The sequence below is a fragment of the Mesorhizobium sp. ES1-3 genome, from assembly GCF_020164795.1.
Taxonomy (GTDB): domain Bacteria; phylum Pseudomonadota; class Alphaproteobacteria; order Rhizobiales; family Rhizobiaceae; genus Mesorhizobium.
This window is the reverse complement of record NZ_JAIUGW010000009.1, coordinates 12,650-38,395: the sequence shown is the minus strand read 5'-3', so window position 1 is coordinate 38,395 and position 25,746 is coordinate 12,650. Positions and strand designations below refer to the sequence as shown.

Annotated in this window: 26 protein-coding genes and 1 pseudogene; 11 read left to right on the top strand and 16 right to left on the bottom strand. The window is 61.1% G+C overall.

Annotated features, from left to right (window positions below):
* Nucleotides 1-4 precede the first annotated feature (4 nt).
* Entirely contained in the window at nt 5-2,305 is a 2,301-nt protein-coding gene (locus LB536_RS14535; RefSeq protein WP_224593623.1) for a GumC family protein, read from the bottom strand.
* Nucleotides 2,306-2,560: 255 nt separating this feature from the next.
* Between LB536_RS14535 and LB536_RS14530 the strand changes: the two genes are divergently transcribed.
* From LB536_RS14530 to LB536_RS14515, 4 genes are all read left to right on the top strand, one after another.
* Nucleotides 2,561-3,124, top strand: a complete 564-nt coding sequence (locus tag LB536_RS14530) for a polysaccharide biosynthesis/export family protein (protein ID WP_224593620.1) — start codon at nt 2,561-2,563, stop codon at nt 3,122-3,124.
* 11 nt (nt 3,125-3,135) lie between these two features.
* On the top strand, nt 3,136-4,266 hold the full coding sequence (locus LB536_RS14525; RefSeq protein WP_224593618.1) for a glycosyltransferase: 1,131 nt from the start codon (nt 3,136-3,138) through the stop codon (nt 4,264-4,266).
* Nucleotides 4,267-4,353: 87 nt separating this feature from the next.
* Entirely contained in the window at nt 4,354-5,889 is a 1,536-nt protein-coding gene (locus LB536_RS14520; protein WP_140809183.1) for an undecaprenyl-phosphate glucose phosphotransferase, read from the top strand.
* Complete coding sequence (locus tag LB536_RS14515; RefSeq protein WP_224593616.1) at nt 5,886-7,154, top strand: O-antigen ligase family protein; 1,269 nt, start codon at nt 5,886-5,888, stop codon at nt 7,152-7,154. The genes LB536_RS14520 and LB536_RS14515 overlap by 4 nt, the downstream gene beginning before the upstream one ends.
* Before the next feature lie 105 nt (nt 7,155-7,259).
* Here LB536_RS14515 and LB536_RS31225 read toward each other — a convergent pair whose 3' ends face one another.
* From LB536_RS31225 to LB536_RS14500, 3 genes and pseudogenes are all read right to left on the bottom strand, one after another.
* Nucleotides 7,260-8,372 carry a tyrosine-type recombinase/integrase gene (locus tag LB536_RS31225; RefSeq protein WP_224593614.1) on the bottom strand — a complete coding sequence of 371 codons (1,113 nt, stop codon included), beginning with the start codon at nt 8,370-8,372 and terminating at the stop codon, nt 7,260-7,262.
* Nucleotides 8,255-8,557 (bottom strand): helix-turn-helix domain-containing protein, encoded by a 303-nt coding sequence (locus tag LB536_RS14505; protein ID WP_224593612.1) that lies wholly within the window; start codon nt 8,555-8,557, stop codon nt 8,255-8,257. The genes LB536_RS31225 and LB536_RS14505 overlap by 118 nt, the downstream gene beginning before the upstream one ends.
* Before the next feature lie 241 nt (nt 8,558-8,798).
* A pseudogene (locus LB536_RS14500) lies at nt 8,799-8,990 on the bottom strand (hypothetical protein); the annotation flags it as partial.
* 251 nt (nt 8,991-9,241) lie between these two features.
* Here LB536_RS14500 and LB536_RS14495 point away from each other — a divergent pair.
* Nucleotides 9,242-10,147 (top strand): LysR family transcriptional regulator, encoded by a 906-nt coding sequence (locus LB536_RS14495; protein ID WP_096454070.1) that lies wholly within the window; start codon nt 9,242-9,244, stop codon nt 10,145-10,147.
* Here LB536_RS14495 and LB536_RS14490 read toward each other — a convergent pair.
* The 6 genes from LB536_RS14490 to LB536_RS14470 form a co-directional block, all read right to left on the bottom strand.
* Nucleotides 10,131-10,673, bottom strand: coding sequence for a peroxiredoxin-like family protein (locus LB536_RS14490; protein ID WP_318013454.1), 543 nt, complete (start codon nt 10,671-10,673; stop codon nt 10,131-10,133). The genes LB536_RS14495 and LB536_RS14490 overlap by 17 nt on opposite strands.
* Nucleotides 10,673-10,819: a hypothetical protein gene (locus tag LB536_RS31220; RefSeq protein WP_318013453.1), complete on the bottom strand. Its 147-nt coding sequence runs from the start codon at nt 10,817-10,819 to the stop codon at nt 10,673-10,675. Before LB536_RS31220 ends, LB536_RS14490 begins: the two co-directional genes overlap by 1 nt.
* A gap of 140 nt (nt 10,820-10,959) precedes the next feature.
* Complete coding sequence (locus tag LB536_RS14485; RefSeq protein WP_318013452.1) at nt 10,960-12,288, bottom strand: NAD(P)/FAD-dependent oxidoreductase; 1,329 nt, start codon at nt 12,286-12,288, stop codon at nt 10,960-10,962.
* A gap of 36 nt (nt 12,289-12,324) precedes the next feature.
* Nucleotides 12,325-13,719 carry an NAD(P)/FAD-dependent oxidoreductase gene (locus tag LB536_RS14480; protein ID WP_224593608.1) on the bottom strand — a complete coding sequence of 465 codons (1,395 nt, stop codon included), beginning with the start codon at nt 13,717-13,719 and terminating at the stop codon, nt 12,325-12,327.
* Between the two features lie 45 nt (nt 13,720-13,764).
* On the bottom strand, nt 13,765-14,922 hold the full coding sequence (locus tag LB536_RS14475; RefSeq protein ID WP_224593606.1) for a patatin-like phospholipase family protein: 1,158 nt from the start codon (nt 14,920-14,922) through the stop codon (nt 13,765-13,767).
* A gap of 26 nt (nt 14,923-14,948) precedes the next feature.
* Nucleotides 14,949-15,731, bottom strand: a complete 783-nt coding sequence (locus LB536_RS14470) for a 3-hydroxybutyrate dehydrogenase (protein WP_224593604.1) — start codon at nt 15,729-15,731, stop codon at nt 14,949-14,951.
* Between the two features lie 283 nt (nt 15,732-16,014).
* Here LB536_RS14470 and LB536_RS14465 point away from each other — a divergent pair, with 283 nt between their 5' ends.
* Nucleotides 16,015-16,926, top strand: coding sequence for a LysR family transcriptional regulator (locus tag LB536_RS14465; RefSeq protein ID WP_224593603.1), 912 nt, complete (start codon nt 16,015-16,017; stop codon nt 16,924-16,926).
* Between the two features lie 46 nt (nt 16,927-16,972).
* On the opposite strand, the gene LB536_RS14460 is transcribed toward LB536_RS14465, so the two are convergent.
* The 6 genes from LB536_RS14460 to LB536_RS14435 form a co-directional block, all read right to left on the bottom strand.
* Nucleotides 16,973-17,416, bottom strand: coding sequence for a DUF302 domain-containing protein (locus LB536_RS14460; RefSeq protein WP_224593945.1), 444 nt, complete (start codon nt 17,414-17,416; stop codon nt 16,973-16,975).
* A gap of 66 nt (nt 17,417-17,482) precedes the next feature.
* Nucleotides 17,483-18,685, bottom strand: coding sequence for an MFS transporter (locus tag LB536_RS14455; protein ID WP_224593601.1), 1,203 nt, complete (start codon nt 18,683-18,685; stop codon nt 17,483-17,485).
* 92 nt (nt 18,686-18,777) lie between these two features.
* Nucleotides 18,778-19,260 carry a cupin domain-containing protein gene (locus LB536_RS14450; protein WP_224593600.1) on the bottom strand — a complete coding sequence of 161 codons (483 nt, stop codon included), beginning with the start codon at nt 19,258-19,260 and terminating at the stop codon, nt 18,778-18,780.
* Between the two features lie 193 nt (nt 19,261-19,453).
* Nucleotides 19,454-20,368: a LysR family transcriptional regulator gene (locus LB536_RS14445; protein WP_224593597.1), complete on the bottom strand. Its 915-nt coding sequence runs from the start codon at nt 20,366-20,368 to the stop codon at nt 19,454-19,456.
* A gap of 199 nt (nt 20,369-20,567) precedes the next feature.
* The gene (locus tag LB536_RS14440; protein WP_224593594.1) at nt 20,568-20,843 is read right to left on the bottom strand and encodes a hypothetical protein; all 276 of its coding nucleotides are present in this window, start codon (nt 20,841-20,843) and stop codon (nt 20,568-20,570) included.
* Between the two features lie 190 nt (nt 20,844-21,033).
* Nucleotides 21,034-21,309 carry a hypothetical protein gene (locus tag LB536_RS14435; protein WP_224593591.1) on the bottom strand — a complete coding sequence of 92 codons (276 nt, stop codon included), beginning with the start codon at nt 21,307-21,309 and terminating at the stop codon, nt 21,034-21,036.
* Nucleotides 21,310-21,828: 519 nt separating this feature from the next.
* Here LB536_RS14435 and LB536_RS14430 point away from each other — a divergent pair.
* The 5 genes from LB536_RS14430 (at nt 21,829) to LB536_RS14410 (ending at nt 25,208) form a co-directional block, all read left to right on the top strand.
* Nucleotides 21,829-22,371, top strand: a complete 543-nt coding sequence (locus LB536_RS14430) for a hypothetical protein (RefSeq protein WP_224593588.1) — start codon at nt 21,829-21,831, stop codon at nt 22,369-22,371.
* A gap of 230 nt (nt 22,372-22,601) precedes the next feature.
* Nucleotides 22,602-22,871, top strand: coding sequence for a DUF2282 domain-containing protein (locus LB536_RS14425; protein ID WP_224593584.1), 270 nt, complete (start codon nt 22,602-22,604; stop codon nt 22,869-22,871).
* A 42-nt stretch (nt 22,872-22,913) separates the two neighbouring features.
* The gene (locus tag LB536_RS14420; RefSeq protein WP_224593580.1) at nt 22,914-23,948 is read left to right on the top strand and encodes a DUF692 domain-containing protein; all 1,035 of its coding nucleotides are present in this window, start codon (nt 22,914-22,916) and stop codon (nt 23,946-23,948) included.
* Nucleotides 23,935-24,720, top strand: coding sequence for a DNA-binding domain-containing protein (locus tag LB536_RS14415; RefSeq protein ID WP_224593576.1), 786 nt, complete (start codon nt 23,935-23,937; stop codon nt 24,718-24,720). The genes LB536_RS14420 and LB536_RS14415 overlap by 14 nt, the downstream gene beginning before the upstream one ends.
* Before the next feature lie 11 nt (nt 24,721-24,731).
* Nucleotides 24,732-25,208, top strand: a complete 477-nt coding sequence (locus LB536_RS14410; RefSeq protein ID WP_224593573.1) for a DoxX family protein — start codon at nt 24,732-24,734, stop codon at nt 25,206-25,208.
* Nucleotides 25,209-25,746: the final 538 nt, after the last annotated feature.

Below are 25,746 nucleotides of genomic sequence, written 5' to 3'. Positions count from 1 at the left end.
TCTTTCAGGCTGCTGAGCGCCGCCCCGGCACCGGGTTGCCTGGCGGCTCGTGGCCGAGCGGCGTCACCAGCGTCAGGTCGGGATAGCCGCTCTCGATCAACTTGACCGCGGCCTGCGTCACCTCGTCGTCGGCCTCCAGCATGGACAAGAATACCTCGGTGGCCTCGCCGCCCAGGCGGCTGATGCCTTGTGCGTCGGCCGGGCCGCATTCGACCACCACCAGGTCATAGGCTGTTGTCAGCGACTGCATGATGATCGGCAGCCTATCGGCGGCGCGCATGGCACGGACCGGATCGGCGGTGCCTACCGGGATGACATGGCAGTCGGAATAGAGGTCAGCATGGATCACGTCGCTGAACTGCGCCTGCGACGCCAGCAGATTGGTGATGCCGGGGAAAAGCCCGCTGTCCAGCATCGGCCGCGAAGCAGCACCGGAGGCAGTGAGGTCGAGCAGCAGGACGCGCAGACCGGCGTCGGAAACCTCGCGCGCCACCAGGATCGCCGACGCCGCCGCCTCGTCGCCCTCGGGGGAAACGAATATGGCGCGCGCGGCCCCGCTGGCGATCAGCTTCTCGGCAGCCTTCTCGACGTCGATCTCGCCGAGCACGGAACGCGGCCGACGAACCTCCACGACGGGCTCCGGCGGCTCAGCCATGGGCTCAGGCTCGGCAACGGGTTCAGATTTGGCCAAGGATTCAGGCTCGGCGACAGGCTTCGCTTTGGCGACAGGCTCGACCTCGGCGGCAGGCCGCGGCTGCGTCGGTGCAGGCGCTTCGGGCCATGACGGCTCGGCGGCGCGATTGGCGAACTCGTTGGCGACTGCCGGCTCCGAGCGGGTGGATGGCTCCTGATAAGCGGCTGGCGGCATCGCCACCTCGTCGATCGGTTCAAACCGCGCTCCGCTGGCCGGGCGCATGGCGCGGCCCGAGAAGAGCTCCCGAAGCAGCGTGAACACCGCCGCCAGCAGAAGGGAAGCCGCGGCGGCAGCACCGACGATCGGCCCGATCTTGGGGAAGTACGGCTCGGAGGGAACGGAAGCCGGCGAGGCGATGCGAGCGTCGACCGGAACATAGTTGCGATCCTGACGCGACGCCGCCTCGCGATAATTGGTCAGGTAAAGTTCGAGCTGCTGGCGCTTGGCGGCGGCATCGCGCTGCAGCGCGTCGAGCCCGACCTGCTGCTCGCCGGCCTGCGCCGAAGCAGCCTTGAGCGTGTTGACGTCGGCGACAAGCTGGCTTTCGCGCGCCTTGGCGGCATCGGCCTGCATCGCCAGCCCCTTCATGATCTTCTGGGCTTCGCTGCGAATCTGCGCATCGAGATCGGCCAGTTGCGATTTGGCGGCGCGAATACGCGGATGATTGTCGAGCAGCGTCGTCGACAGATCGGCGATGTTGGCACGCAGTTCGACCTGCCGCTCCCGCAAACGCTGGATCAGATCGGAAGACAGCACTTCCGGCAGCGAATCCAGCGATCCGCCATTCTGCAGTGCCTTGCGCACGCTCTCGGCCGTGCCTTCGGCCGCGGCGCGGTTGGCCCGCACCCGCGACAACTCGGTCGACAACTCGGCCAATTGCTGGGTGGCCAGGGTGGAATTGTTACCGCCCATCAGAAGGTCCGACTGGGCGCGGTAAGCCGCGACCTTGGCTTCGGCATCCCTGACCTGCTTGGACAGGTCGGCGATCTCGGGCGCCAGGAAGTCCGCGGCGGCGGTGTTCGATTCGCTCTTGGCCGCGCCTTGCCCAGCTATGTAAGCGGCGGCAATGGCATCGGGGATGGAGGCGGCAAGCTTGGGATCTTCCGAAGAGAACTCGATGGCAATGATGCGAGTCTTTTCAACGCCGTAGACGTTGAGCTTCTCGCGCATCTTCTTCAGCACGCGCTCGTCGGTGGGAACGTCCATCGGATCGCTTTTCAATCCAAGCAGGATCAGACCGCGGCTCAGGGACGACATGTTGATCGTTTCGTCGAACTCAGGCAGTCGTGACAGGCCGAGTTTCTGCGCCACCTGTTTGAGGATTTCGTTGGACGAAATTATCTGGACCTGGGTAGCAACGCCCTGCTCGTCGAGGATCGGCTTGTCGCCGTCATTGTTGCTGCCGGCCGGACGGGTGTAGACGGATTCACGTGGAGCGATCTCCACCTGCGTCTCGGCCTTGTAATACCGGGTCGCGAACGACGCGGCCGCGAAGGCAAGTCCCGTCACGACGAGAACGAAGACCAGAATCCGCAGCCAGTTCCGCCCCAGGCTGGCAAAGAGCTGCCTGAGATCAACATCGACGTCTGCGGCCGCGGATTGAACGGACATGCATCCCTACTCCGAAACTGGGTCGGGACGCACCGTAAACAACTATGGTAACTCAGCCGTTAAGATCACGGTAAGCTTCCATTAGGGTTTACTGCGGGCAACAGCAAAAAATCGATAAAATCGCAAAACCTTGTCTGCTGATCGCTATTGGCGGGGCTCCTTTACCGGCCATTAACCCTAACAGGATGATAACGGGCGCGATCCCAGATGTTTGCTGCGACGCCGCAGCGGCCAGTCGAAGGTACCTGTCCGATCATGAAAAGCACTGCTTCCCTCTTTCGCGCACTGCTTGCCGTGTCGATGCTCGCGGGCTGCTCCAGCTACCGGCCGACGCCGGCCGCCTTTCACGAGGTCCTCAACCAGCCCTATCGTCTCGGCGCCGGCGACCGTGTCCGCGTCACCGTGTTCGAGCAGGACGGCCTGACCAATAGCTACAGCGTCGACCAGTCCGGCTACATCTCCTTCCCGCTCGTCGGCGCCATACCGGCACGTGGCCACACCGCGCAGCAGATGGAGAAAGAGATCGCCGACAAACTGCGGCAAGGCTATTTGCGCGACCCCGACGTCTCGGTCGAGATCGATCGTTACCGACCGATCTTCGTCATGGGCGAAGTGGGCGCCGCCGGCCAGTATTCCTACGTGCCCGGCCTGACCGTGCAGAAGGCCATCGCCATCGCCGGGGGCTTCACGCCACGCGCCAACCAGGAGAGCGTCGACATCACCCGCGACATCAACGGCAAGGTGATAACCGGCCGCGTGGTCACCTCCGATCCGCTGCTGCCGGGAGATACCGTCTACGTCCGCGAACGCCTGTTCTGAACAGACACCTCGTGGCGGGCAAGCTCAGGATCGTCCACTGCTTTCGCTCACCCGTCGGAGGAATTTTCCGGCACGTGCGCGACCTGACGGAAGCGCAGGTCGCCGCCGGCCACATGGTCGGCATCGTTTGCGACTCGACCACAGGCGGCGAATTCGAGGAGCGTCTGTTCGAGCAGATGAAGGACATGCTGGCGCTCGGCATCCATCGCACGCCAATGCAGCGCCATGTCGGCGCGGGCGACCTGACTTCGGCCCGGCAAACCTACAGGATCATCAAGGAATTGCGGCCGGACGTGCTGCACGGGCACGGTGCCAAGGGTGGCGCCTATGCCCGTCTGTTCGGCTCATTGTTGCGGGTATCAAGGTCTCGCGTAGCCCGCCTTTATTCGCCGCATGGCGGCTCTCTCCACTATGACGAGAATACAGCCACCGGAAAGCTGTTCTTCGCGCTCGAGTATCTCATGGCACGCTTCACCGATAGCCTGCTGTTCGTGTCCGACTACGAGCGGCGGACCTATCGCAGGAAGGTGGGCGAGCCGCCGATCCCGAACACGCTGGTCTACAATGGCCTTCGCGCCACCGAATTCGAGCCGGTGACCGCCAGGGCCGATGCGGCCGATTTTCTCTATATCGGCATGATGCGTGACCTCAAGGGTCCCGACATCTTCATCGATGCCCTGGCCGCCGCCGCGCCCCGGCTCGGGCGGGCGCCGAATGCGGTGATGGTCGGCGACGGCGATGACCTGCCCCGCTACCACGCGCAAGTGAAGCGCCTGGGGCTTGAAGGCAATGTCCGCTTCCTGCCGCCTATGCCGGCCCGGGAGGCCTTCGTGCTGGCGGCGCTCGTCGTCGTTCCCTCGCGCGCCGAAGCGATGCCCTATACCGTGCTGGAGGCACTTGCCGCGGCAAGACCAATGATCGCAACCTCGGTCGGCGGCATACCGGAGATTTTCGGTTCGGGCTCCCCTGCCCTGATCCGGCCGGATCCGACTGAGCTCGCCGAGAAGATGAGCCAGGCGCTGGGCGACCTTGCCGCCTATCGCAAACTCATGCCCGATGACTCCACGCTCAGGGCGCGCTTCGGCGCCGACGTCATGGCCGCCGAAATCGAGAAGGCCTACTTCGCCGCACTCGAAAAGTAGTTCAGGCTCTTCCAAAGCCACAGGTTGTTTCAAGGGTTTCTTAGCTCTCTTTTGCTAATCACCCTGGGAAAGCTTGCGGACAGTTCCATGAACGAAATCGACCCCGCGAACCGCTTTTCATCAGAAGCGGTGCGTCAATTCGACGGCCCTGCCGACGGCGACAAGCCCGGCGGCATGAACGACGTTGCCCGGCAGGTCGCGTCGCAATACCGGCGCGATACGATGTCGCCGATCATGGTCAGCGGCGTGCTGCGCATGGTCGAATTCGCGGTGCTGCTGGTCTCGGGGCTCTGCGTCTATTTCTACTACGTCGGATTCTTCAATTACCTCGCCTGGCAATATCCGCTGACGATCGCCGCCGCGTCGTTCCTCGCCGTGGTGCTGCTCGATGTCACCGATTGCTACCAGGTCGTGTCCCTGATGCGGCCGATCGCCAATTTTGGGCGCATCCTGTTGGTCTGGGCCGGGACCTTCGCCATGATGGCGTTGACGGCGTTCACCATGAAGATGTCGCAAGACTATTCGCGCCTGCTGTTCGGCACCTGGTTCGTCGTTGCCTTCGTCTGCCTTTTCGGTCTCAGGCTGGTGATGTCGAAGCTGATCCGGCGCTGGGCGCGCGATGGCAGCATGGAACGGCGCGCGGTCATCGTTGGCGGCGGCAAGGCGGCGGAAGTGCTCATCCGCTCGGTGGAAAAGCAGCCTTACAACGACATCCGCATCTGCGGCATCTTCGATGATCGCAACGACAAGCGTTCGCCAGCCCTCGTCGCCGGCTATCCCAAGCTCGGCACCATTTCGGAACTGATCGAATTCGCCCGCATCGCCCGCATCGACATGCTGATCGTGTCGTTGCCGCTGACCGCCGAATCGCGCGTGCTGCAATTGCTGAAGAAACTGTGGGTGCTGCCGGTCGACATCCGGCTGTCGGCGCATTCCAATGCGCTGCAGTTCCGTCCGCGCGCCTATTCCTACATCGGCTCGGTGCCGATGCTCGACATCTTCGACAAGCCGATCAACGACTGGGACTCGGTCGCCAAACGCGCCTTCGACATCATCTTCAGTCTCGTCGGCATCGTCGTCTTCTTGCCGGTGATGCTTGGTACGGCAATCGCCATCAAGCTCGACAGCAAGGGGCCGGTTCTGTTCAAGCAGAAGCGGCACGGCTTCAACAACGAGGTGATCGAAGTCTACAAGTTCCGTTCCATGTACACCGACAGGTCGGACCCGACCGCCAAGCAGACCGTGACCAAGAACGATCCGCGCGTCACCCGTGTCGGCCGCTTCATCCGCAAGACCTCGATCGACGAACTGCCGCAGTTCTTCAACTCGCTGCTCGGCTCGCTGTCGCTCATCGGTCCGCGCCCGCACGCCATTGCCGCGCAGTCGCACAACCTGCTCTACAACGAGGTGGTCGATGGCTATTTCGCGCGCCACAAGGTCAAGCCAGGGGTTACCGGCTGGGCACAGATCAATGGTTGGCGCGGCGAAATGGACACCAACGAGAAGATCCGCATGCGGACCGAATACGACCTCTATTACATCGAGAACTGGTCGCTGCTGTTCGATCTGCGGATCCTGTTCCTGACGCCGATCCGCCTGCTCAATACGGAAAACGCCTATTGAGCGCGATCAGCCATGATCTGCCGCGCGCGGCGGTCAACGCCAAGCTGATCACGCTGATCTCCTCGAGCGCGGTCGTGCTCGGCATTCTTCTGTCGGGGTTCGTCATCAGCGAGCCGGCGCCTTACGAAATCTACATGGCCGGGCTGATCGCCATCTGGGCTCTGTTCGGCCTGAGGATTTCGCGCGCGGCCATGCCGCTGCTGGTGCTGCTTGTGACGATGAATATCGGCGGCATGATCTCCATGACGCAGATGGCGAACCTCGCCAACACGCCGCTCTATCTCGCCGTGTCGCTGTTCCTCGCCTTCAGCGCCGTCTTCTTCGCATCGGTCACCGCCACGCAGCCGAATCTCTACCGGCTGATCTTCAATGCCTATGTCGTCTCGGCGGTGGCGACGTCGCTGCTTGGCATAGCGGGCTATTTCCATGCTTTCCTGGGCGCGGAAATGTTCACCAAATACGACCGCGCCGCCGGCGCCTTCCAGGACCCGAACGTGTTCGGGCCGTTCCTGGTGCTGCCCGGCATCTACCTGCTCTATCTGCTGCTGACCGGACCGGTCACGCGCATGCCGCTGCTGGCTATGCCGCTGCTGGTCATCAGCGCCGGCATCTTTTTCTCCTTCTCGCGCGGCGCCTGGGGCATGTTCGCGTTTTCGGCCGTCCTGCTCACCGGCTGCCTGTTCCTGCAGAGCGCCAGCGGCATGTTCCGACTGCGCGTGGTGATCATGACCATCGCCGCGCTATCGCTGCTGGCCATCGCCATCATCGTCATATTGCAGTTGCCTGGCGTGGCGGAGATGTTCTCCAACCGCGCCCATCTCGAACAGAGCTACGACACCGCCCGCCTCGGCCGCTTCGCCCGCTACACGATCGGTTTCCAGATGGCGATGGAGCATCCGTTCGGCATCGGGCCGCTGGTCTTCGGCACGATCTACGGCGAGGACACGCACGACATCTGGCTGAAGATGCTGATGGACTATGGCTGGCTCGGCTTCGTCTCGTTCCTGACGCTGATCGTCTGGACGATATCGGCGGGGTTCCGCATCCTGCTGCGCGACCGGCCCTGGCAGCCCTACCTCCTGTGCGCCTACGTCGCCTTCATCGGCAATATCGGGCTCGGCACCTTCATCGACATCGACCACTGGCGCCACATGTATCTGCTGCTTGGCTTGATCTGGGGAGCCATCGCCCTGGAATACCGCCACCAGCGGGAGTTGAGGCCGGTATTGCGGGCCTCGTTCAAGCCCGCGGTCGCGGCAAGATAATTATCGCGGAAATCGGTTGACCCGAGCCGGGTTATCACGATACATCGCGACCGGTCCGGAGTGTAGCGCAGCCCGGTAGCGCACTTGACTGGGGGTCAAGGTTGCTCAGGCCGATTTCTTCTTGTCTTCCAAGTCTTTAGAAGCGTCTTGTTCGGCTCCGGTGTGACTTCCGGTGTGATTTGCTGTTTCCATGGCAACGCGCATGTCCTCGATCATCGCGTGGGCGTATTTCGCCGTCGTGGTGATATCTTCATGGCCAAGCATGCGCTGGACGACCTTCATGTTGCCCGCGCGTAGGGTGCGCGTCGCGGCGGTATGGCGAGTGTCATGGAAGCGGAAGTTCTCAACCCCCGACTTAGCGCTGTAGCGGCGCCAAGCGGTCTTGAAGCCTTCCATCGTGATGGGATAGCGCGTTCCCCGAACGAGACCAAGCTGCTTGCTCGTCCTCTTCGCTTTATAGGTGAAGACGGCCGTCGAATGGTTATCCCTGAGTGGCAAAAGAAGATCACGGACTGCATCCGTCATAGGCAGGATCCTGGTCTTGTTACCCTTGCCTACAACGGTCATGGTCTTGCCGAAGAAATCAACCCGTGACCAGGTGAGATCCACGATCTCCATCCGCCGGCAACCAGTAAGGATTGCAAAGCGGACTGCCGGCGCGTAGTCGTCGCGCATAGCTGCCAAGAGGCGCTTTTCCTCGTCAAAGCTGGCCTCACGGACGCGCTCCTTCGGCTCCCTGAGAAGGTGCCGGCTCCAGTCGATGTCAGCGACCGGCACCTTCCACGTTTTCTTTGCCCGAGTCATGATCCCGCGTAGCGGCACAGTCGCGGTCCGATTGACGGTCGCATTGGTGACACCGTCGGCCCGGCGCTCAGAGACCATAGCTGCGATCTTTGAGTCTGAAATGCGATCGAGCGTGGTGTTCTTGCCGAAGTGCTCCAAGAGCCAACCGAGGAAACGGAAATAGCTATCGGAGTTCGCTAGATGCTGGCCAACCTCGTGCCAAAAGCGCGAGGAGGCGATTTCCAGGGACATCGGCCCCTCAGCGGTGAACGACGCCGCCTGCTTAGAACGCTCCCGCGCCTCGCGGCGCTTTTCGTCTAGGACCCGTTCCGCCTGCCGCTTGTTGCTCGTGCCCGTGGCGCCTGAAAATCGACGACCGTGAAAGATGAAGTCGTAGTGGTATTCTGGTTTGCCGTGTTTTCGATATACCGACACGCATTCTTGCTCCGCCGCTCGATGAACTGCAGCAGGTCTTCTTGCCTGTAGCGCCGGGTCGGCCGCCTACCATCGAGACCAATATTGACCCAGGGCAACTGACCGGCATCAGTGAGCCAACGCAGGTGCTTGGGGCTGATCGCAAGAAGCGTGGATGCTTCGGCTGGGGTGAGAAGACGCTGCATGTCCAACTTATAGCGAACGCCAAACTGCGGTGCAGGTTACGCTGCGTTAACTGTGATCAAGCTGGTCAGATTCGGGGCCAGTATGGCCGGCCCCTGGGAGATTTTCGGGGCAAGCGTTGCTCTTGTCGTGGGCACCGCATCCTTGAGAAAACGGCGAGGCTTGGGTGGAAATCTGACTTGAGCGCATACGAAGGTGCTGAGCGAGGATTGAACTCTGAGTTCAATCAATAAAATCAATAACTTACAGGACAATTTGTAACGTTGTGACGACCGCCGAAATGACCACTGCCTCAATCATGTCGGAAGGGCCTCTGCCCTGCGCCGCCCACGACAATACGTGATAGAGCCACTCGTGCGAGATCATTCGCGCAGTGCCGTAGCCCAGCATCGAGGCCAGCATCAGCGCGATGAGGTTGTCGTGGTTGCCAGTCATACCAGCATCCGAACTTTTTCTCCGGTTGATGCATCTACCAAGAAGGCTCAGGCTGCTGTGAAAAAATGGCGATGTGACAGTAGTCGCGCTGACGAACCCGCCGACTGGAGCCGGCGGGCATCGCGCGGGCCTCGTGCCCCGGTTATGCTCTGCCACCACCCTCCGCCTTTGCCTCGGCCACTTGTTGCATTAGCATACGCACAAATTAGCTATGCCTGACGAATCGGATTTCGCTGAGGGGGCGAAAATTCATGGAAATGCAGCAGGTCCGCTATTTTCTGGCCCTGTCCAGCACGTTGAACTTCACCAGGGCAGCCGAAGAGTGCAACGTCACTCAACCTGCCCTTACGCGCGCGATCAAGACCCTTGAGGAAGAGTTGGGCGGAGAGCTCCTTCGGCGCGAGCGCCAGCATTCGCACCTGACCGAACTCGGTCGACGCATGCTCCCCCTGCTGCAGCAATGTTACGATGCCGCCACGTCTGCCAAGTCCCTCGCCAAGGCCGTGCAAAGCAGCGACGTAGCTCCTCTCAACGTCACCATCTCCAATAGCGTCAACATAGCGCTGCTGGTTTCACCGTTCACCGAGCTTTTCCGGGCCTACCCCGGAGTGCATCTTAAGATCAGCCGCGGTTCGCCGACCGCTGTCGTCGAAGCCCTCAAGAACGGCGGGGCCGAACTGGCGGTTGCCGGTGTTCTGGGGCAAGCCTGGGACCGGCTCGACGCCTGGCCGCTCTTCCAGGAGGGAATAGAGCTTGTCGTGAATTCCGATCACCCGTTGGCCCGCCGCAACGAGGCAGAGGTCGCGCTGAGCCAGCTGGCAGCGGAACCTGTGCTCAGCCGAATCGACTGGGAAACGAGCGAGGAGTTGTCGCGCAACCTTGCGGCAAAGGGGGTGGCGCCCCGAACCGCGCATGAGGTGGAGACCGATCAGGATTTGCTCGCACTGCTAGAGGCCAACGCCGGGGTAGGCTTTGTCTCGGCGACAGCACCGCATTCGCCCAATGTCCGCAGACTCAAGCTGCGTGACTTGGACATTTCGCGGATCGTCGCCGCATATGCGGTCGCCGGCCGACACCGGTCACCAGTGGCTACGACGTTGCTCAACCTGTTGCGGTCGACCGACTGGTCGACCTTCGGCGTCAGCGAGCCCGCCTGAGCGCCGCGATCAAGTCATCGATGTCCATGCGCCGACGGTAGTCAGGATCGACAAAGCGGTCCGTGATCACTCCGTTCGTGCCAACGACGAAAGTCGCGGGGATCGGCAGGAACCAGCTGGCGTTGCCATCATACGCAACCCCCATCAACCGTTCCATTTCGGTCCCGATCCAGATCGCAAGATTAAGCGAGAGGGCATAGCCGTTGTCCATGTCGGTCAGGAACGGGAAGTTGGCACCCACGGCCGCCTTCATCGCTTTCGCGAACCTGCGCCGTTCAGGCATGATTGCCACGACCTGCCCGCCCAGCGTCGCAATCTCCTGCTGAGCTTCGACGATTCCGATCGCATTCAACCGGCAATAGGGACACCAATGTCCGCGTTGAAAAGTGATCACGGCCGGCCCCTGGAGAAGGATATCGCCCAGACCAACCAGTCTGCCCTCGTCGTCAGGTAGCAGGAATGCCGGCATGAGTTCGCCGGGAGCGGGCGCCATCGCTCCGGCCTCTTGCTGTTCCAGGCGCGCCACTAGCCGGTCCACCGCATCGGCGAAACCTGGGTGAGCCGGCGCACCGCGTTTGCAATCACCGCCAGCCGCTCGTTCAGAGGGGCATCGAGTTCTATCGCAGCCTGGACGGACTGTTCAAATGTCATTGATTGATCGTCGACGGCCATTTCCGCGCTTTCATAGGTCGGATGTAGCCTATCATTGAAGCCCCGCCGCCACGGCCATGTTTTTCTCGCATGGTTTTGATGCCGCGCGTGCATCACCGCAGGAGATGTTTGTGTTCTGTTCGCAGCCTCTCCTCGATTCGTTACATCATGTTCCTGATATCCGAGGCAAAGGTCGGGAAGCCGTAAACCGTTTCGGATAGCTGCGACGCCGTGATGTCATGTTTCATGGCAAGCGCGAAAATATGGATCAGTTCTTCGCCGGCATGGCCCACCATGTGGGCGCCAACGACCCTGTCAGTCGCTTCTTCGACGATGATCTTCGACCACGCTACTGTCTCGGCATAAGTCCTGGCGGAAAGCCAGCCCAACATGTCGTTCACATGGACCTTTACGCCAAGGCCTTGCTCTTTCGCCCTGGCCTCGGTCAGCCCGACGCTGGCCAAGGCGGGGACCGTGTAGAGAGCCGACGGTATCTGGTCATAGTCCGGCCGGTGTCTAGGTCCATCGACGATATTGCGGCCAACGATGCCGCCCTCGTAAGTCGCGACAGGTGAAAGCTGCGGAGAATTCCACACTGCGTCGCCACAGACATAGACATCCGGGTTCGACCGCGAACGCAGATGATCGTCGATTTCGATGCGGCCTTCGCGATGCACGATAACACCGGCGCCAAGGTCGAGCGCCTCGACATTGGCTACGCGCCCGGCGCAATTCACAACCCTGTCCGCGTCCACAGCGCGCTCGATGCCATCCGCCACAAAGGTGACGCGCAATCGTCCTTCGGCCTTGTCGATCTTCTTGACCCAGGCAAGCGTGCGGACTCGAATGCCTATACGTTCGCTCTCGCTGCGGATCTGGGCCACGGCATCAGCGTCGAATGCTCCCAGTAGATGTGGCAATGCTTCGAGAATCGTCACGTCAACGCCGGCACGCGCATAAACGTGGCCCAGTTCGAAGGCAATGACCCCGCCGCCGACGAAGACGACCGCGCGAGGGAGCACCGGGTCATTCAGGACATCGTCGGAAATCGTCAGGTGCTCGGCACCAGGAATTGGTAGTGATCGCGGCTTCGAACCGGTTGCGATGACAATGTTCCTGGCTTCAAGCTCGCGACCGTCGGCACTGATGGCATTGCTCCCTATGAAAGCGGCCTCCCCGACGATGACATCGACACCGCGCTTGGCCATCAATCCGGACAGGCGGGACGGAATGTCATGGATAATGTCTTTTTCGCGCTCGATCAGGGCACGCCAGTCGAGCCTCGGCCTGCCGATAGTGATCCCGTGCCTATTAGCCCGTTCGATCTCGTGGAGCGCATGAGCCGCCGCAACGAGCACCTTCTTCGGTGTGCATCCACGATTGGGGCAAGTGCCCCCGAGGTCGCGTGCCTCGATCATGGCCACCGACAGCCCCGCAGCGCGAGTAGCCACCGTCACGCCCATTCCGGCGTTGCCACCGCCGAGGATCACGACATCATACTTTTTCATCGCATCGCCTGCACAGGTTCAGTGGAGCTTGATCCGAGGCCTGCTGCGCCGCGCCACTATCTCGCCAATCGAGTCCAGGGCGGTCTTAGCAAGCCCGTGCACTGCCTTGAGATGCAATTTGTAAAGCGAGCGATACATCAGCCGGGCGAGCAGACCTTCGATCTTCAGTCCACCGATCAAGCTGCCAAACGAGCCATAGTCGGCGAGCGAAACAAGGGATCCGAAGTCTCGATAGCGGAAAGCCGGCGCGGCCCGTCCCTCGAGGCGCGCGGCAATCACCTTGACCAAGTGATCGGCCTGCTGATGAGCGGTCTGGGCGCGCGGCGGCAATGGGTCGCCCCCGCCGGACAAAACACAGCTCGCGCAGTCACCGATCGCAAACACGTTTTCGTCCCCTCTGGCTTGCAGTGTCTCATCCACGACCAGGCGGTTGATGCGGTCCGTTTCGAGGCCATCAAGCTTTTCCAGGAAATCCGGGGCCTTGATTCCAGCGGACCAGACAACGAGTTCGGCAGGCACAAACAGTTTCTCCCCAAGCTTGATGCCTTCCTCCGTCACCTCGGTGACCCTGATCCCGCACCGTATCTGGACGCCCAGATCAACAAGCAGACGTGCTGAAGCGCGTGCCAGGTGTTCCGGCAACGCCGGCAAGATGCGCGGCCCTGCCTCAATGAGGGTGATGCGGATCAGCCTTTCAAAATCGATGTTGTCGAGATTGTGCGATGCGATCTCCCGCATCGACTTATGCAATTCCGCAGCCAGTTCGACGCCGGTGGCCCCCGCGCCAACGATGACGCAATGGAGTTGGCTTGGCGACAGTTGCTCGTATTGCGCGTTGGCGCGCAGGCACGCGTCTATCATGCGTTTGTTGAACCGGGCGGCCTGCTCAGCAGTATCGAGCGCGATTGCGTGGCGTGCCGCTCCTGGCGTGCCGAAGTCGTTGCTGACACTGCCTACGGCCAGCACCAGCGTATCATAGCCCAACACGCGCGGCGGGATGATCTGCCTGCCATCGTCGTCGAAGCTTGGCGCGACAAAGACCTGGCGCCTGGAGCGATCAATGCCGACGACTTCACCGATGCGGTATCGATAATGGTGGCGGCTGGCATGGGCAATGTATTCCACCGCATCGTTCGACGCACTCAAGGCACCGGACGCCACCTCGTGCAGAAGCGGTTTCCAGATGTGCGTGCGGTTGCGGTCGACAAGCGTGACGGAAAGCCGTCGCTTGCCGAACTTGCGGCCAAGACGCGTCGCGAGCTCCAGTCCGCCCGCGCCGCCGCCGACGATGACCACTCGATGCAGTGACGTGTCCGCATGCGATGGCGTCTCCGGTATCGTGCGGAAAAGCGCGGCGTTGTTGGCGAGCACGGCTTCTGGAACAAGCCGCATTCTCGGAGTGATGATCTGCATCGGTATTCTCCGTCTCTTTCCTCGGTCCCGAGGCGCTCGAACAAGTCACTCTTGCGATTCGTGGATGACGATGCCCTGCAGCATGTCGACGTCGCATTCCCAGGGTTTCTCCGTGAGAACGCGCTGCCCATGCTCGTATCCCGCCTGCCAGCGTGTGCGGATGCCTGAGCGGGTGAAGTCGATGTCCTTGGTGTGGTCCTCGCCGTCGAGGCGTGGTGAAAGCAGCCGAACAAGGTGCATGACCGACCGACAGCCGTAGGACGCGAGTTCCTTGAACATCGGATCCTCGCGCTGTTGCTCGGGGACCAGCCTCCCCATTTCGCGCACGACGTGGCGCAGACGATGCAGTTGCTCCTGCCGCGCCACGTGGCTCCGGCCCCGGCTGGCGTATTGGAGATCCTTCTGACGCCCCATGACCTGCCAGATCGATTTCGGCTCGGTGGCACGAGGCTGCCACATGTTCACGGCAAAGATCAGCGAGTCGCGCCGCGGATGCGCGTCCAGCACGACCTCGATGGGTGTGTTCGAATAGATGCCGCCATCCCAGTAGGGCTCGCCATCGATACAGACCGCCGGAAACGCCGGCGGCAAGGCGCCCGAGGCCATGATATGCGCCGCTGACAGCGTCATCTCACGGGTGTCGAAGTATTTGAGTTCGCTGGTGTTGACGTTGACCGCGCCGACCGTCAGCCGCGTGTGGCGCCGGTTGAGATAGTCGAAGTCGATCAGGTCATTCAGCGTCCTCTTGAGCGGATCGGTGGTGTAGTAGGAGGCATTCTCCACACCCACTTCGCGGTTCACCCCGAACATGGCGCTTGGGTTCGGTTCAAAGAAGCCCGGTATGCCGCGCATGACCGTGCCCATATTGGCAAAGATGTTGCTTGGAGCCATCATCCGGAAAAACTCGTCGAGCGGGCTGCTCCGGCTGACGCCGTCCCAGAATTCCTGAAGCTTAGGCAACCGATCCTTCGGCTCGTTCCCTGCGATCAGCGCGGCGTTGATGGCGCCGATCGAGGTGCCGATGACCCAATCCGGTTCAATCCCACCTTCGGCGAGCGCCTGGTAGACACCTGCCTGGTAGGCTCCGAGGGCTCCTCCTCCCTGAAGCACCAATACGGTCTGGCGCTGGACCGAACCATCGGCCTGATGGCCGATCTCTGGAAAAGTGTCCGAAGCCGACGGATTTCGAGCGATCTTGTTCATAGCCTTTTTGCTCCTCGTTGCCGGATTCAATGGGCTGTCCAGCCGCCTTCGATCGGGATGATGGCGCCGGTGATCGATGCCGCATCGTCTGAGGCCAGGAACAGGCAAAGCGCCGCAACCTGGGTGACGGTAACAAACTGCTTGGTAGGCTGGGCGGCCAGGAGCACATCCTTGATCACCTGCTCCTCGGTGATCCCGCGTGCCTTGGCTGTGTCCGGTATCTGCTTTTCAACCAGCGGGGTCAGCACATAACCGGGACATACCGCGTTGACGGTGATGCCCTGTTCGGCGACTTCCAGCGCGACCGTCTTGGTCAGGCCGGCGACCCCATGCTTGGCAGCGACATAGGCGGATTTGTATGGCGAAGCGACAAGGGCGTGGGCTGAGGCAACGTTGATGATGCGACCCCATTTGCGCTCCTTCATCGCCTGGAGGACGCGCCGGATCGTGTAAAACGACGACATCAGATCGATCGCCACGACCGCCTCCCATTTATCGATCGGGAAGTCGTCGATCGGCGCGACATGCTGAATGCCAGCATTGTTGACGAGGATGTCGACCGCGCCGAACTCGGCGATCGCCTTGTCCATCATCGCGGTGATCGCACCACCCTTGCTCATGTCCGCATTGTCGTAGCGAACGGTTACCCCGTGGTCAGCGGCAAGCTTTGCCCGCAGCAGGCCAATCTCACCGGTATCGCCGAAACCATTGAGCACAATGTTGCAGCCCTTGGCCGCGAAGGCCTCGGCGATGCCTTTGCCGATGCCGCTGGTCGAGCCGGTGATGAGTGCTGTCTTTCCTCTGAGCATCGTCGTTTCCTTCGGTTGGAGCCGCGGCCGGGATGGCCGGCAACGGCTGAGAGCAACGGGCTTGCGCGCCCAGGTCTCGAGTTCTGGCCCAAGTATGGCGAGGGGCTGGAAGCAGCGGAAATGCCGTTGAGACATGGATTCGATAGCCGAGGGTCAGATCATCAGCTCGGCGCCGGCGACGCCTTCGACCCAACCGCCTTGGCTTGTTTGACGTAGGGGCAGCTAGTAAGGTCTCACCGCAACACGGGCCGTGCCGTATGCCAGGCCGCCGGGGGAGCGTGCAGTGGAGATCAGCCAAGTCAGATACTTCTTGGCCGTCGCCAAGGAATTGAACTTCACCAGAGCGGCCGAGCAGTGCAACGTCACGCAGCCGGCGCTTTCACGCGCGATCAAGCTGCTCGAGGACGAATTTGGCGGCGCGCTTTTTCATCGTGAGCGACGCTTCACCCATCTCACGGAGCTCGGCCGCATGGTCGAAACCTATCTTGAGGGTGTTTTTGAGAACTCCCGGCAAGCCAAGCAGATAGCCGAGCAGTATGTGCATCTGAAGAAGACGCCGCTCAGGGTCGGTATCATGAGCACGATTGCTCCCGACGAGATCATCGAGCTCATCTCGTCCATCCGCGGCCATCACCCGGGTGTGGAGCTTCATCTTTGCGACGCCGACGCACCGAGTTTACGGCGGCGGCTGCTCGAGGGCGATCTCGAGGCAGCCATTTACGCATTGCCGTCGAACGTTCCCGACGAGGAAGTTCACTCCTTGCCGCTTTTTCGCGAACAGATGGTGATGGCGGTCAATCTGACCCATCGCCTCGCCAACCAGCGCAGAGTGCAAGTGAAAGACATGAGCAATGAAAGTTACATCCACCGCAACAACTGTGAATTTGCCGGCTATGCGGACGCCGTTCTCTCCGAGCAGGGCGTGACCGTCAGCCCCGTTTACTGGAGCGATCGCGACGATTGGACACTCGCGATGATCGCCGCCGGGCTTGGTTTCGGTTTCATGCCTAAGCATACCGCCAAGCACCCGGGAGTGGTCGCCCTGCCGATTACCGACCCGGAATTCTGGCGCGAGGTCAATCTTGTCACCGTGCGCGGCCGCAGGCATTCGCCAGCGGTTGGCGCGCTGGTGCGCGAGGCTACGCAGAAAAGGTGGTTCGGCGAGCGGGCGAAGGCATTGTCCGCCGCCGAGTAGCGCTGTCGCATACCCGGGCCACGGATCTCCGGCGCATCGTTCGCGCTCAGTTTTTTCTGATCGTCGAGGTGACGGACTGGATGACTTCGGTCGCCATCTTGAACTGCGCCTCGCGGTCGGTAATTCCATGCCGCTTGGCGATCCAGTCGAAATCGCTGTAGGCCGCATAAACTGCACCATCCGCGGTCTGATAGACCAGAACACGCACCGGCCAATCGAGCCCGGCTTCCGGATTTGATGTGATGAAGGTCGTCCCAAGCGCCGGATTGCCAAACATCACCAGCCGCGACGGCCTGACATCGTTGCCGGCATTCTTGCCAAGTCTTGCCTGGTCGATGACGCCAAAGAACTTGATGCCCTTCTTGAGAACATCCCTCTTGATGCGCGCGACCGTCTCGCCGACGGAATAGTCGCTCTTCACCGTCACGACACCGTCCGAAGCTGTGGCTGGGAGAACGATCGCCATCATTATGGCGCCGCCGGCAATCATGCTCTTCAGGTAGTTGGTCATCTCAGTCTCCTTTGTTGGATAGTCAAGATTCTCGGTCGTTAGGTCTCATGCCTTTGGAGTTTGAAGCACGCGCGCCACTGCGATCGCGCCGGCGAGGACCGCGGCAAGCACGGTCACGCATGCGGTCCACCCGATCCGGTCGTAGATCTGTCCGATGACGAAGCTGCCGGCGAGCCCGCCCGCATAGTAGGAGGCGAGGTAAATGCCACTTGCGGCGGCGCGGTCGTGCGAGGCGGTGCGGCTGACGTGTCCTGTCGCTATTGCCTGCGCCAGGAAGGTGCCGATGGCAACCAGCGCCATCCCGGCTAGAACGATCGGAAGGCTGGTCGTGAGCAGCAAAAGCAAACCCAGGATCGCAAGCACGAGCGTCGAACCGATGCCGACCCTTGGACCGAGGCCCGCGGCGATGCGCCCGGCGAGCGGAGTGGTCAGCATGGAAGGCAGGAAGACGAAATAGACCAGTCCGAGCGCCATCGGCGACAGCGATAGTGGCGCGGCGACGAGCTGGAAATTCACATAGGTGAAAGTGCCGATAAATACGAAGAGGATCAGGAAGCCGATGGCGAAGCAGCCGCGCAGCTCGGTGTTTTTCAGCGGACCTTTCCAGGCCGAACGGGCGGGCCCGCCCATCGTGTCGGCACGCATCATTGCGGATGTCTTCTGCAGCGTGAACCAGACGAGAGCCGCGCCAATCAGATTGAGGGCGGCGAATGTCAGGAAGTTGGTGGAAATGCCGAATGTGTCGGCGACGGCGGCCGACATCAGCCGTCCGAAGAAGTTGCTGGCGACGTTGCCGGTCACATAGGCCGCAAGCGCACTCGTCGTCTGCCGCGCGGAAAAATGCTCGGCCAGGTAGGCCATCGTCAGTGTGAACGCGGTCGACATACACAAGCCTTGGGCAACACGCAGCAGGGCGAAGACCAAGATACTGTCGGTCTGCGACAAAAGCGTCGTCGGGATCGCCAGCACCGCGAGGCTGATCCAAATGCCGTTGCGGCGATCGAGGTTCTTGCCGAAAAGCGCCACCGCGATCCCGGCCACAGCCATGCCGAACGTGCTGGCGTTAACGGCAAAACCCATGGTCGCGCGGCTAACGCCGAATTTTATCACCAGCGAAGGCAGGATGGCCTGGGTGGCGAACAAATCGACGAGCGTGAGAAACGCGATCAGGGCAATCAGGCCGAAGCGCCAGCTGTCGGCGGCAACCATGCGCAGCCGCGTCGGTTCAGTCTGTTCACTGGTCGTCATGACAAGGCTCCGTGGCCACACGTCCCCAGGAGATCACCCGAGGACGCGCTTTCAGTTGTTGATGCTGGAATCTGTTCGCCGCGCCGAGCGGCTCACATCATGTGGTCTTCGTGCATTGCCGGCGGCAGGACGTCGGCCGAATAGAGCACCGCAGGCACCTTGCCATTGTTCTTCCACCAGTGAGCGAGCTGGCCGAATTCGGCGGTCACGTCGCCGGCCGGATGCTCGATGCCGACCTTGCAGGTGCTGCGATATTCGGTGATCGAGCCTTCGACGACGATGATGTTGGCTGGGCGGACATTGTGCTCATGCCACGGCACGACGCCGCCAGGCTGCACGACGAGCTTGCGCAGGCGCAGCATGTTGCCTTTCCAGGCCTCGCCCTTGCTGCTCAGATCGATCGCGGAGAGAACCGTGTCGGCGACGCCGACCGGCTTGCTTGGATGTTCCTGGATGTCGGTCGTGGCGGCCTGGCCGGCAGGGCAGTCGCCGGCGAAGGCCGGAGCAGCGGAAAAAGCAGCAGTTGCGGCAAGCAACCCGATCGCAAACGCGAGGTTGAGTTTCTTGGTAGCCATCTTGTATTTCTCCTTTGTCGGTGCCCAAACGCGGGAGGCGGGGCATGACAGGGAGAGTGATCGGAGCCGCCAAGAAAGAGAAATGCTGACTGGCTTTCAATTCGATACCTGAAAACTATCGTAAGCCATCATGGCTGCATGCAGACGCATGGCATCACATGCTACGCCGTGCCAAAATTTCTTGGAGTTTGCTTCAGGCAGCGGTCTTGCGGATTGCCTGGGGTATGGCACTTTCCGGCCAGCCATGCGCCTTGACGCTGTTGACGAAGGCCGATGCCGCCGGCGAGAACCTGCGTCCCGCGACGACGACCAGGGACACTTCCCGCCAGACTTCGGGATCGATGACGGGCCGGACCTGCAAACCCGGGATCACCGCGCTGAACTCTGGGATGAAGCAGATCCCAAGTCCGCCTGAAACCATATTCTGGATCCAGTCCTCGCGCTCGCTGGCGTAGGAGATCCTGAGCTTCACGCCACGGTCGGTGCACAGTCCGGCGAGGTGATCACGATACTCGCAGTTGAGCCGCCTGAGATAGTTTTCACCGTCGAGTTCGGAGATGGCGACATTGTCGTTGCGAGCCAGCCGATGGCCGTTTGGGAAAGCAAGGACAAAGCGTTCGCGATAAAGCGGGGTCACATCGAACCGGTCTGGAAAGCTGTTGCTCGACGCCATGATGGCAACGTCGATTTCCCCTGATTCGAGCAGTTGGGAAAGCGATGCCGGCACGCCTTCGACCAGCTGCAGTTGGATGCCCTGCTGACGTCTGTTGAAGTCTGCCAGCAGGCCAGTAAAGCGGCGCGGCCCGATGGTGCACATGACGCCAACCTTGAGGTTGGCGTTTTCCAGGCACAAGAATCTCGACGCTTCCTGCCGCACTCCGGTCAGCTCGTCGAGGATCTGCTGGAAACGAGGGCGCAGCAGCACGCCAAGATCGGTGAGATGGGTCAGGTTTCGCTCGCGGCGAAACAGCAGGCCGCCGACCTCGTCTTCGAGCTGTTGAATGGCGCGAGACAGCGCCGGCTGGGTGACATTGCACTTTTCGCCGGCGCGCGTGAAATTTCGCGTCTCGCATACGGCAAGGAAGTAGCGGATGTGATGAATGTCCATGCCGATTTGTCCCCGTTGCGTAGTCCTTTTTTGCTCAACCGAACCTTGCCGCAAACGACATCAACGTTCCAATGCACCGCTGCTATAGAGTTCATAGCATATCGTCATGGGCTGGTGCCACTGAAAGGCTTTGTCGGGACACAGGGGACGGCGGCGAGCAACTTGCTCGCCGTCGCGCTCTGGAAAGCTAGGGTGACGTTCAGCTGTTGCCGCCGAGCTGATGAACTTTCACGCAGAATTCGGCATGGGGCTTGCTCATCGCTGCGTCGTTGCATTCTTTCTTCATGGCATTCCGTTTGTCCTTCGACATAGCCCCCCAGGCTGCTTTGAAGTCGGCATCCGATTTCATCGTCTTCATGCCGGCGTCGGTGAAGAAAGGCTGCATGTTGGACGGCTCGTCGAGCACGCCGGCGAAAGCAACGCCGCTCAGAACGGAAAGTGCAAAGGCGCAGAGGCAGATAGATTTTAGATTCATAGTATGATCTTTCTCTGAAGTTTAGCAGTCGTCCCATCGACGACTGCAGTAATGTTCGATAGCAATTCAAAATTCTGTGATTCCTCCTTACCAAGACGAATTTTGCTGCAATCACTCACTATTTCGCCAATGCCGTCCGCGTATGAAGTTTATACCGGTTCTGCATCCTGCGGATGCTTGGCGGCGGTCGCTATTTGGCACCACCCAAGGCGAGCACGTTGCCGCAGAATTGCGAATGGGGCTTGCTCATTGCCGGATCTTTGCACGCCTTTGTCATCGTGACCCGGTCATGCTTCGGCATGGCGAACCAGGCCTTCTTGAAGCCAGCAATCGGCTTCATCGTCTTCATCGAGGCGTCTGTATAGAACGTCGGCAACGCAGCAAGGTCGCTGAAGGGATCTGCGGCGGCGGCCCCGGCAAGCAGGCCGAGGGCTAACGCGCCCAGGCAGGCAGTTCGTATTGTCATGACACGCTCCTTTCTTTGTGCTGAAGGCTCGCCGGCCACCTGCGTGTCGCAGGCTCAAAGCAAAATCCTGGGATTTGCCTGCCTTGCAGAACCTTGCGACGCACGAGGCCATGCAGCCAATGCAATCTTCCTATGGAGTTCATGCCACCTTGGCATTTCGCCGACAGGAGAAGATGCGGCAGTCTTTCCATCAAACGCCCAGCTTGGCGCTTTTGGGATGGAGACTGGGACAATGCATATCCAGACCGGAATCGAAACCGACCAACTCGTCGCTGCAGGATCTGCAGTGGCAGACATGCAAGTCGTGAACATTGTTCTGACAAGCGATGCACACGGCGCATTTGTCTGGGGTGTCCTCGACCGCTTGTTGGACGAGCCTGCCCTTCCTTCGGCAACATCACGGCGTCCGGTTTCGGCGCAACGGAGGCGGCGGTTCTCGCCTATGGCCTAGCCCTGGGCGGTCGGCGTGGCGCCCGGACAGCGCTCACGAACTTCTGGCGACGCGTCAGTCATGCGTCGGTGTTCGATGCAGCCAATCCGCTAAGATCGATCCTTGAACAGTCAATCGACATTGCGGAGATCCGCAAGACAGGCTGCCCGGTGAGCCTCAGCATTCAGGCTTCGAATTCTCGCACAGACGCCTTGAAGACCTTCGCCAGCGATCAATTGTCGATCGACGCGATCCTGGCGGCGGCCACGATCCCCTTCTTCTTCCCGGCCGTGGAGATTGACGGCGACACCTATTGGGGCCACGGCGACGCTTCGGCTTTGCCTCTGGTGCAGCCGTTTGAGACCGGCCATCGGCTGATCGTCACCGGTAAGGCATCACTGCCCATGACGCCCTGTGCGGATCGCCGTCTCGCCGCCAGTCCTTGCTCGATGACGTGCACGCCAATTCACATCATCTACGATAGCCAGCAGCGGGCCGCCTCGGCGCTGTTCACGAGACCGTGGACCGACTGGGGTGAACTGACCGACATGCGCGACAGAGGACGGCAGCAAGCAGAGGATTGGCTTCTCGCCGAATGCCCGACCGCCAACAGCAAAAATCGATATGTCTAGGCGCCTCCCTCCCGCCTAGCCGCGCCTGCTTCGCCCCGCAAACGAGCGCAGGCGCCAAGCCCTCCGGTTCCCCGCCGGAGGGCTTTTTGCATGGGCCCCTTCAACATAGTGACCGCGTATCAAATCCATGCCGAGACAGCATTTCAGCTCGGCCGCCGGATCAGGGACACTGCTTGCAGACAGGCCGCAAGGTCGGTCTTTCCCTCGAAACGCAACCAGGAGACACGTCTGTGATCAACGCCAAAACCCTCATCGGATCGGCCCTAGCGGCCGCCACTTCGCTGGCCGCGACGGCCGCGTATAGCGGCCCGGCCGCCAAGCCCGCCTTCGCCTTCGAAAAGTGCTACGGCGTCGTCAAGGCTGGCCAGAACGACTGCCAGACCGCGACGCATTCCTGCGCCGGCACCTCCACCGCCGACAACCAGCCGGATTCGTGGCTCTACGTGCCCGCCGGCAGCTGCGCGAAGATCGCTGGCGGCAGCGACAAGCCTAAGGTCTGACCGATCAGACTTCGAGCGAACCCCCTAGGAAGGAGCAGACCGATGTCCCGTGCATTTCAGCGCCTCTCGATCCCCGCATCAGCGGGCACCGGTCTTCGCTCACCTCACATCAGCGAGATGCTGACCCGCAGACCCTCCGCTGGCTGGCTCGAAGTGCATGCCGAGAACTACATGGGACACGGCACCGGCGTCGAGGCGTTGGACCGGCTGCGCCAGATCTATCCGCTATCGGTTCATGGCGTTGGCCTCTCGCTGGGCAGCGCACGAGGAGTGGACCGCGATCATCTGGAAAGGCTGCGCAAGGTCTGCGAGCGCTTCCAGCCCGATCTCGTCTCGGAACATCTCGCCTGGAGCGTGGCCGACGGCGCCTACCTGAACGACCTGTTGCCGCTGCGCTATGACGAAGAGGCGCTGGCGATCGTGGCGCGCAATGTCGAGACTGTCCAGGGCGCGCTGGGGCGGCAGGTGCTGATCGAAAATCTGTCTGCCTATGTCGCCTTTGTGGATTCCTCTATGAACGAGGCCGAATTCCTGGCCGAGCTCGTCGCGCGGACCGGCTGTGGCCTGCTGCTGGATGTTAACAATGTCCAGGTTTCGGCGCACAACCTCCAATATGATGCAAAAGCGTTCATCGATGCGCTGCCAGTAGAGGCTGTCGGTGAGATCCATCTCGCCGGACATGCGACCAATTACGTCGGGACCGACACCGTGCTCATCGACGATCATGGCTCGCGCGTGCCACCGGTCGTCTGGACGCTCTACCAGCATGCCATAAGTCGGCTTGGACCGCGCCCCACCCTGATCGAATGGGACACGGATGTTCCTGTTCTCGATGTGCTGCTCGGCGAAGCGATGTGGGCCGACATGCTTTCCGCTTCGATCATGTTCAACCGCAAGCAGGCCGCGAGACAAACAGCGGCCGCAAAACCCCGACCACAGTCCGCCCTCGTCTCCTTCGAAACCGAGGCGAGGACAGGCATGCCCGTCCTTGCGGCATTTGCCGTCGCCAAGGCCGGACAGGTCATGCCGTTAGCATTGCCGCCAATAATACAGGGAGGATATCATGCTGCCGCTTGAAGACCTGCAGACCACCATGGCGCGCTCGGTGCTCGCCATGGAGCCGTTGGTCGCCGCAAAAATTTTGACCGCCGGCAAGGCCGATCCTTTGGCGCGCCTGAGTATCTACCAAAACAACACCCGCAGTTCGCTCACTTCGGTGCTGATGGCGGTGTTTCCCGTCACGGTTCGCCTTGTCGATGAACGGTTCTTCCGTTTCGTTGCGAGCGAGTTCATTCGACGGCATCCGCCGGTGGAGTCGCGGCTGGCGCGTTATGGCGCCGGCTTCCCGCGCTTCCTGAAGACGATCGATACACTTTCCGGGATGCCGATCGTGGCCGAGACGGCACGGCTTGAATGGACCATTGCAGAAGCGCTTGACGCGGCTTGCTTGTCGCCGCGGACTCTCGCTGAATATGACAGCATCAATCTCGGACCTTCGCCTTATATCGTGCTGCAGCCCTCCCTGCGGTTGATTGTTTCCCATTGGTCGATCCTGTCCGTTTGGACGGCGCACCAGCAGGACGTGGCGATCGACCAGCAGAGTGCTTGGTTAAGGCGCCCTCAACGCGTGGCATTGTGGCGGGCCGGAGACAGCGTCCGGCTGGTTCTTCTCGATCGGGCGCACTTTGCGTTCCGGCATTCGCTGAGGCACGGCCTAGGCCTCGAACACGCCACAAGCCGTGCCCTCGCTCTCGATCCGACGTTCGATCTGGTGTCCGCACTCGTGTGTCTGTTCGGCGACGGGCTCGTCACGGATGTGCGGATCCCGACACATCCCCTCTCAAACTGATGGAGAAAGTCATGACCGCGATACCCGAATACTCCTCGCCCAATTCTGGCGGCGTTGTCGGCCTCTACAGGCGCGTCATCAAGCTACCCGAACGCATTCCGTTTTCCCTGGTCCAACTCGCAGCCCGCCTCGCAATATCGCATGTCTTCTGGCAGTCCGCGCAAACGAAGCTGGCCTCCTGGCCGGTGACGCTGCAGCTGTTTGCCAACGAATACAATCTGCCGTTCATCGATCCGTCGATCGCAGCCCCTCTGGCAACGGCTGCCGAAATCACGGGATCGGTGCTGCTCTTCCTGGGGCTGTTCTCCCGCCTTGGCGCGCTGATGCTGCTCGGTGTCGTATCGGTAATCCAGATTTTCGTTTTCCCGGAGAACTGGGCCGAGCATCTGTTGTGGGCCTCGCTGCTCCTGCTCGTGCTGACCCGTGGTGCCGGCGTCTTTTCGCTCGACTACGTTGCCGAGCGGTCCTTTTCAGCATCCAGAAAATGAACATCTCGACCAGCTAGGGAAGCGCGGTGCGCATGAAGACAGGTGAGCGAACCGAGGTAGGAGGACGCTGAATTCGCAATCCCTCGCGATCGCTGTGGTCCCCTTGAGGCATCTATTTCGGCATGTGTATTCAGTCGCTTGAGGCTTCGTGGCGCCTCAAATCGTCCTCATTGCGGAATAGTTTCCGCGGATCATTTTGATCCACAGAGTTCCGGCGGCGCTGCACCTCACGACCGGGCAGACCATCAGATGCTAGCGACCGCGACGTAACGGATGCGGAAGTTGACAGTTTGCAAAAACGCGGGTTTCCGCCAGATTTGTCAACTTAGTGTAAACTTAGCGTCAAGCCGGCTCTTAAAACGTAAGAGAACGCCCTACGTTTTGGTTGACAGATGGCGAGTGGATCGCTGCCATCCAGGCAGCCAAGTTGACAATGTCAACTTCGAACCTGGTTGGTTTGGTGGGGACGCTTGATCACCAGGGTATCGTCGCCTTTCTACCGAAAGCTGTGACCGCCCCGGTAACTGGGTCGGACAGC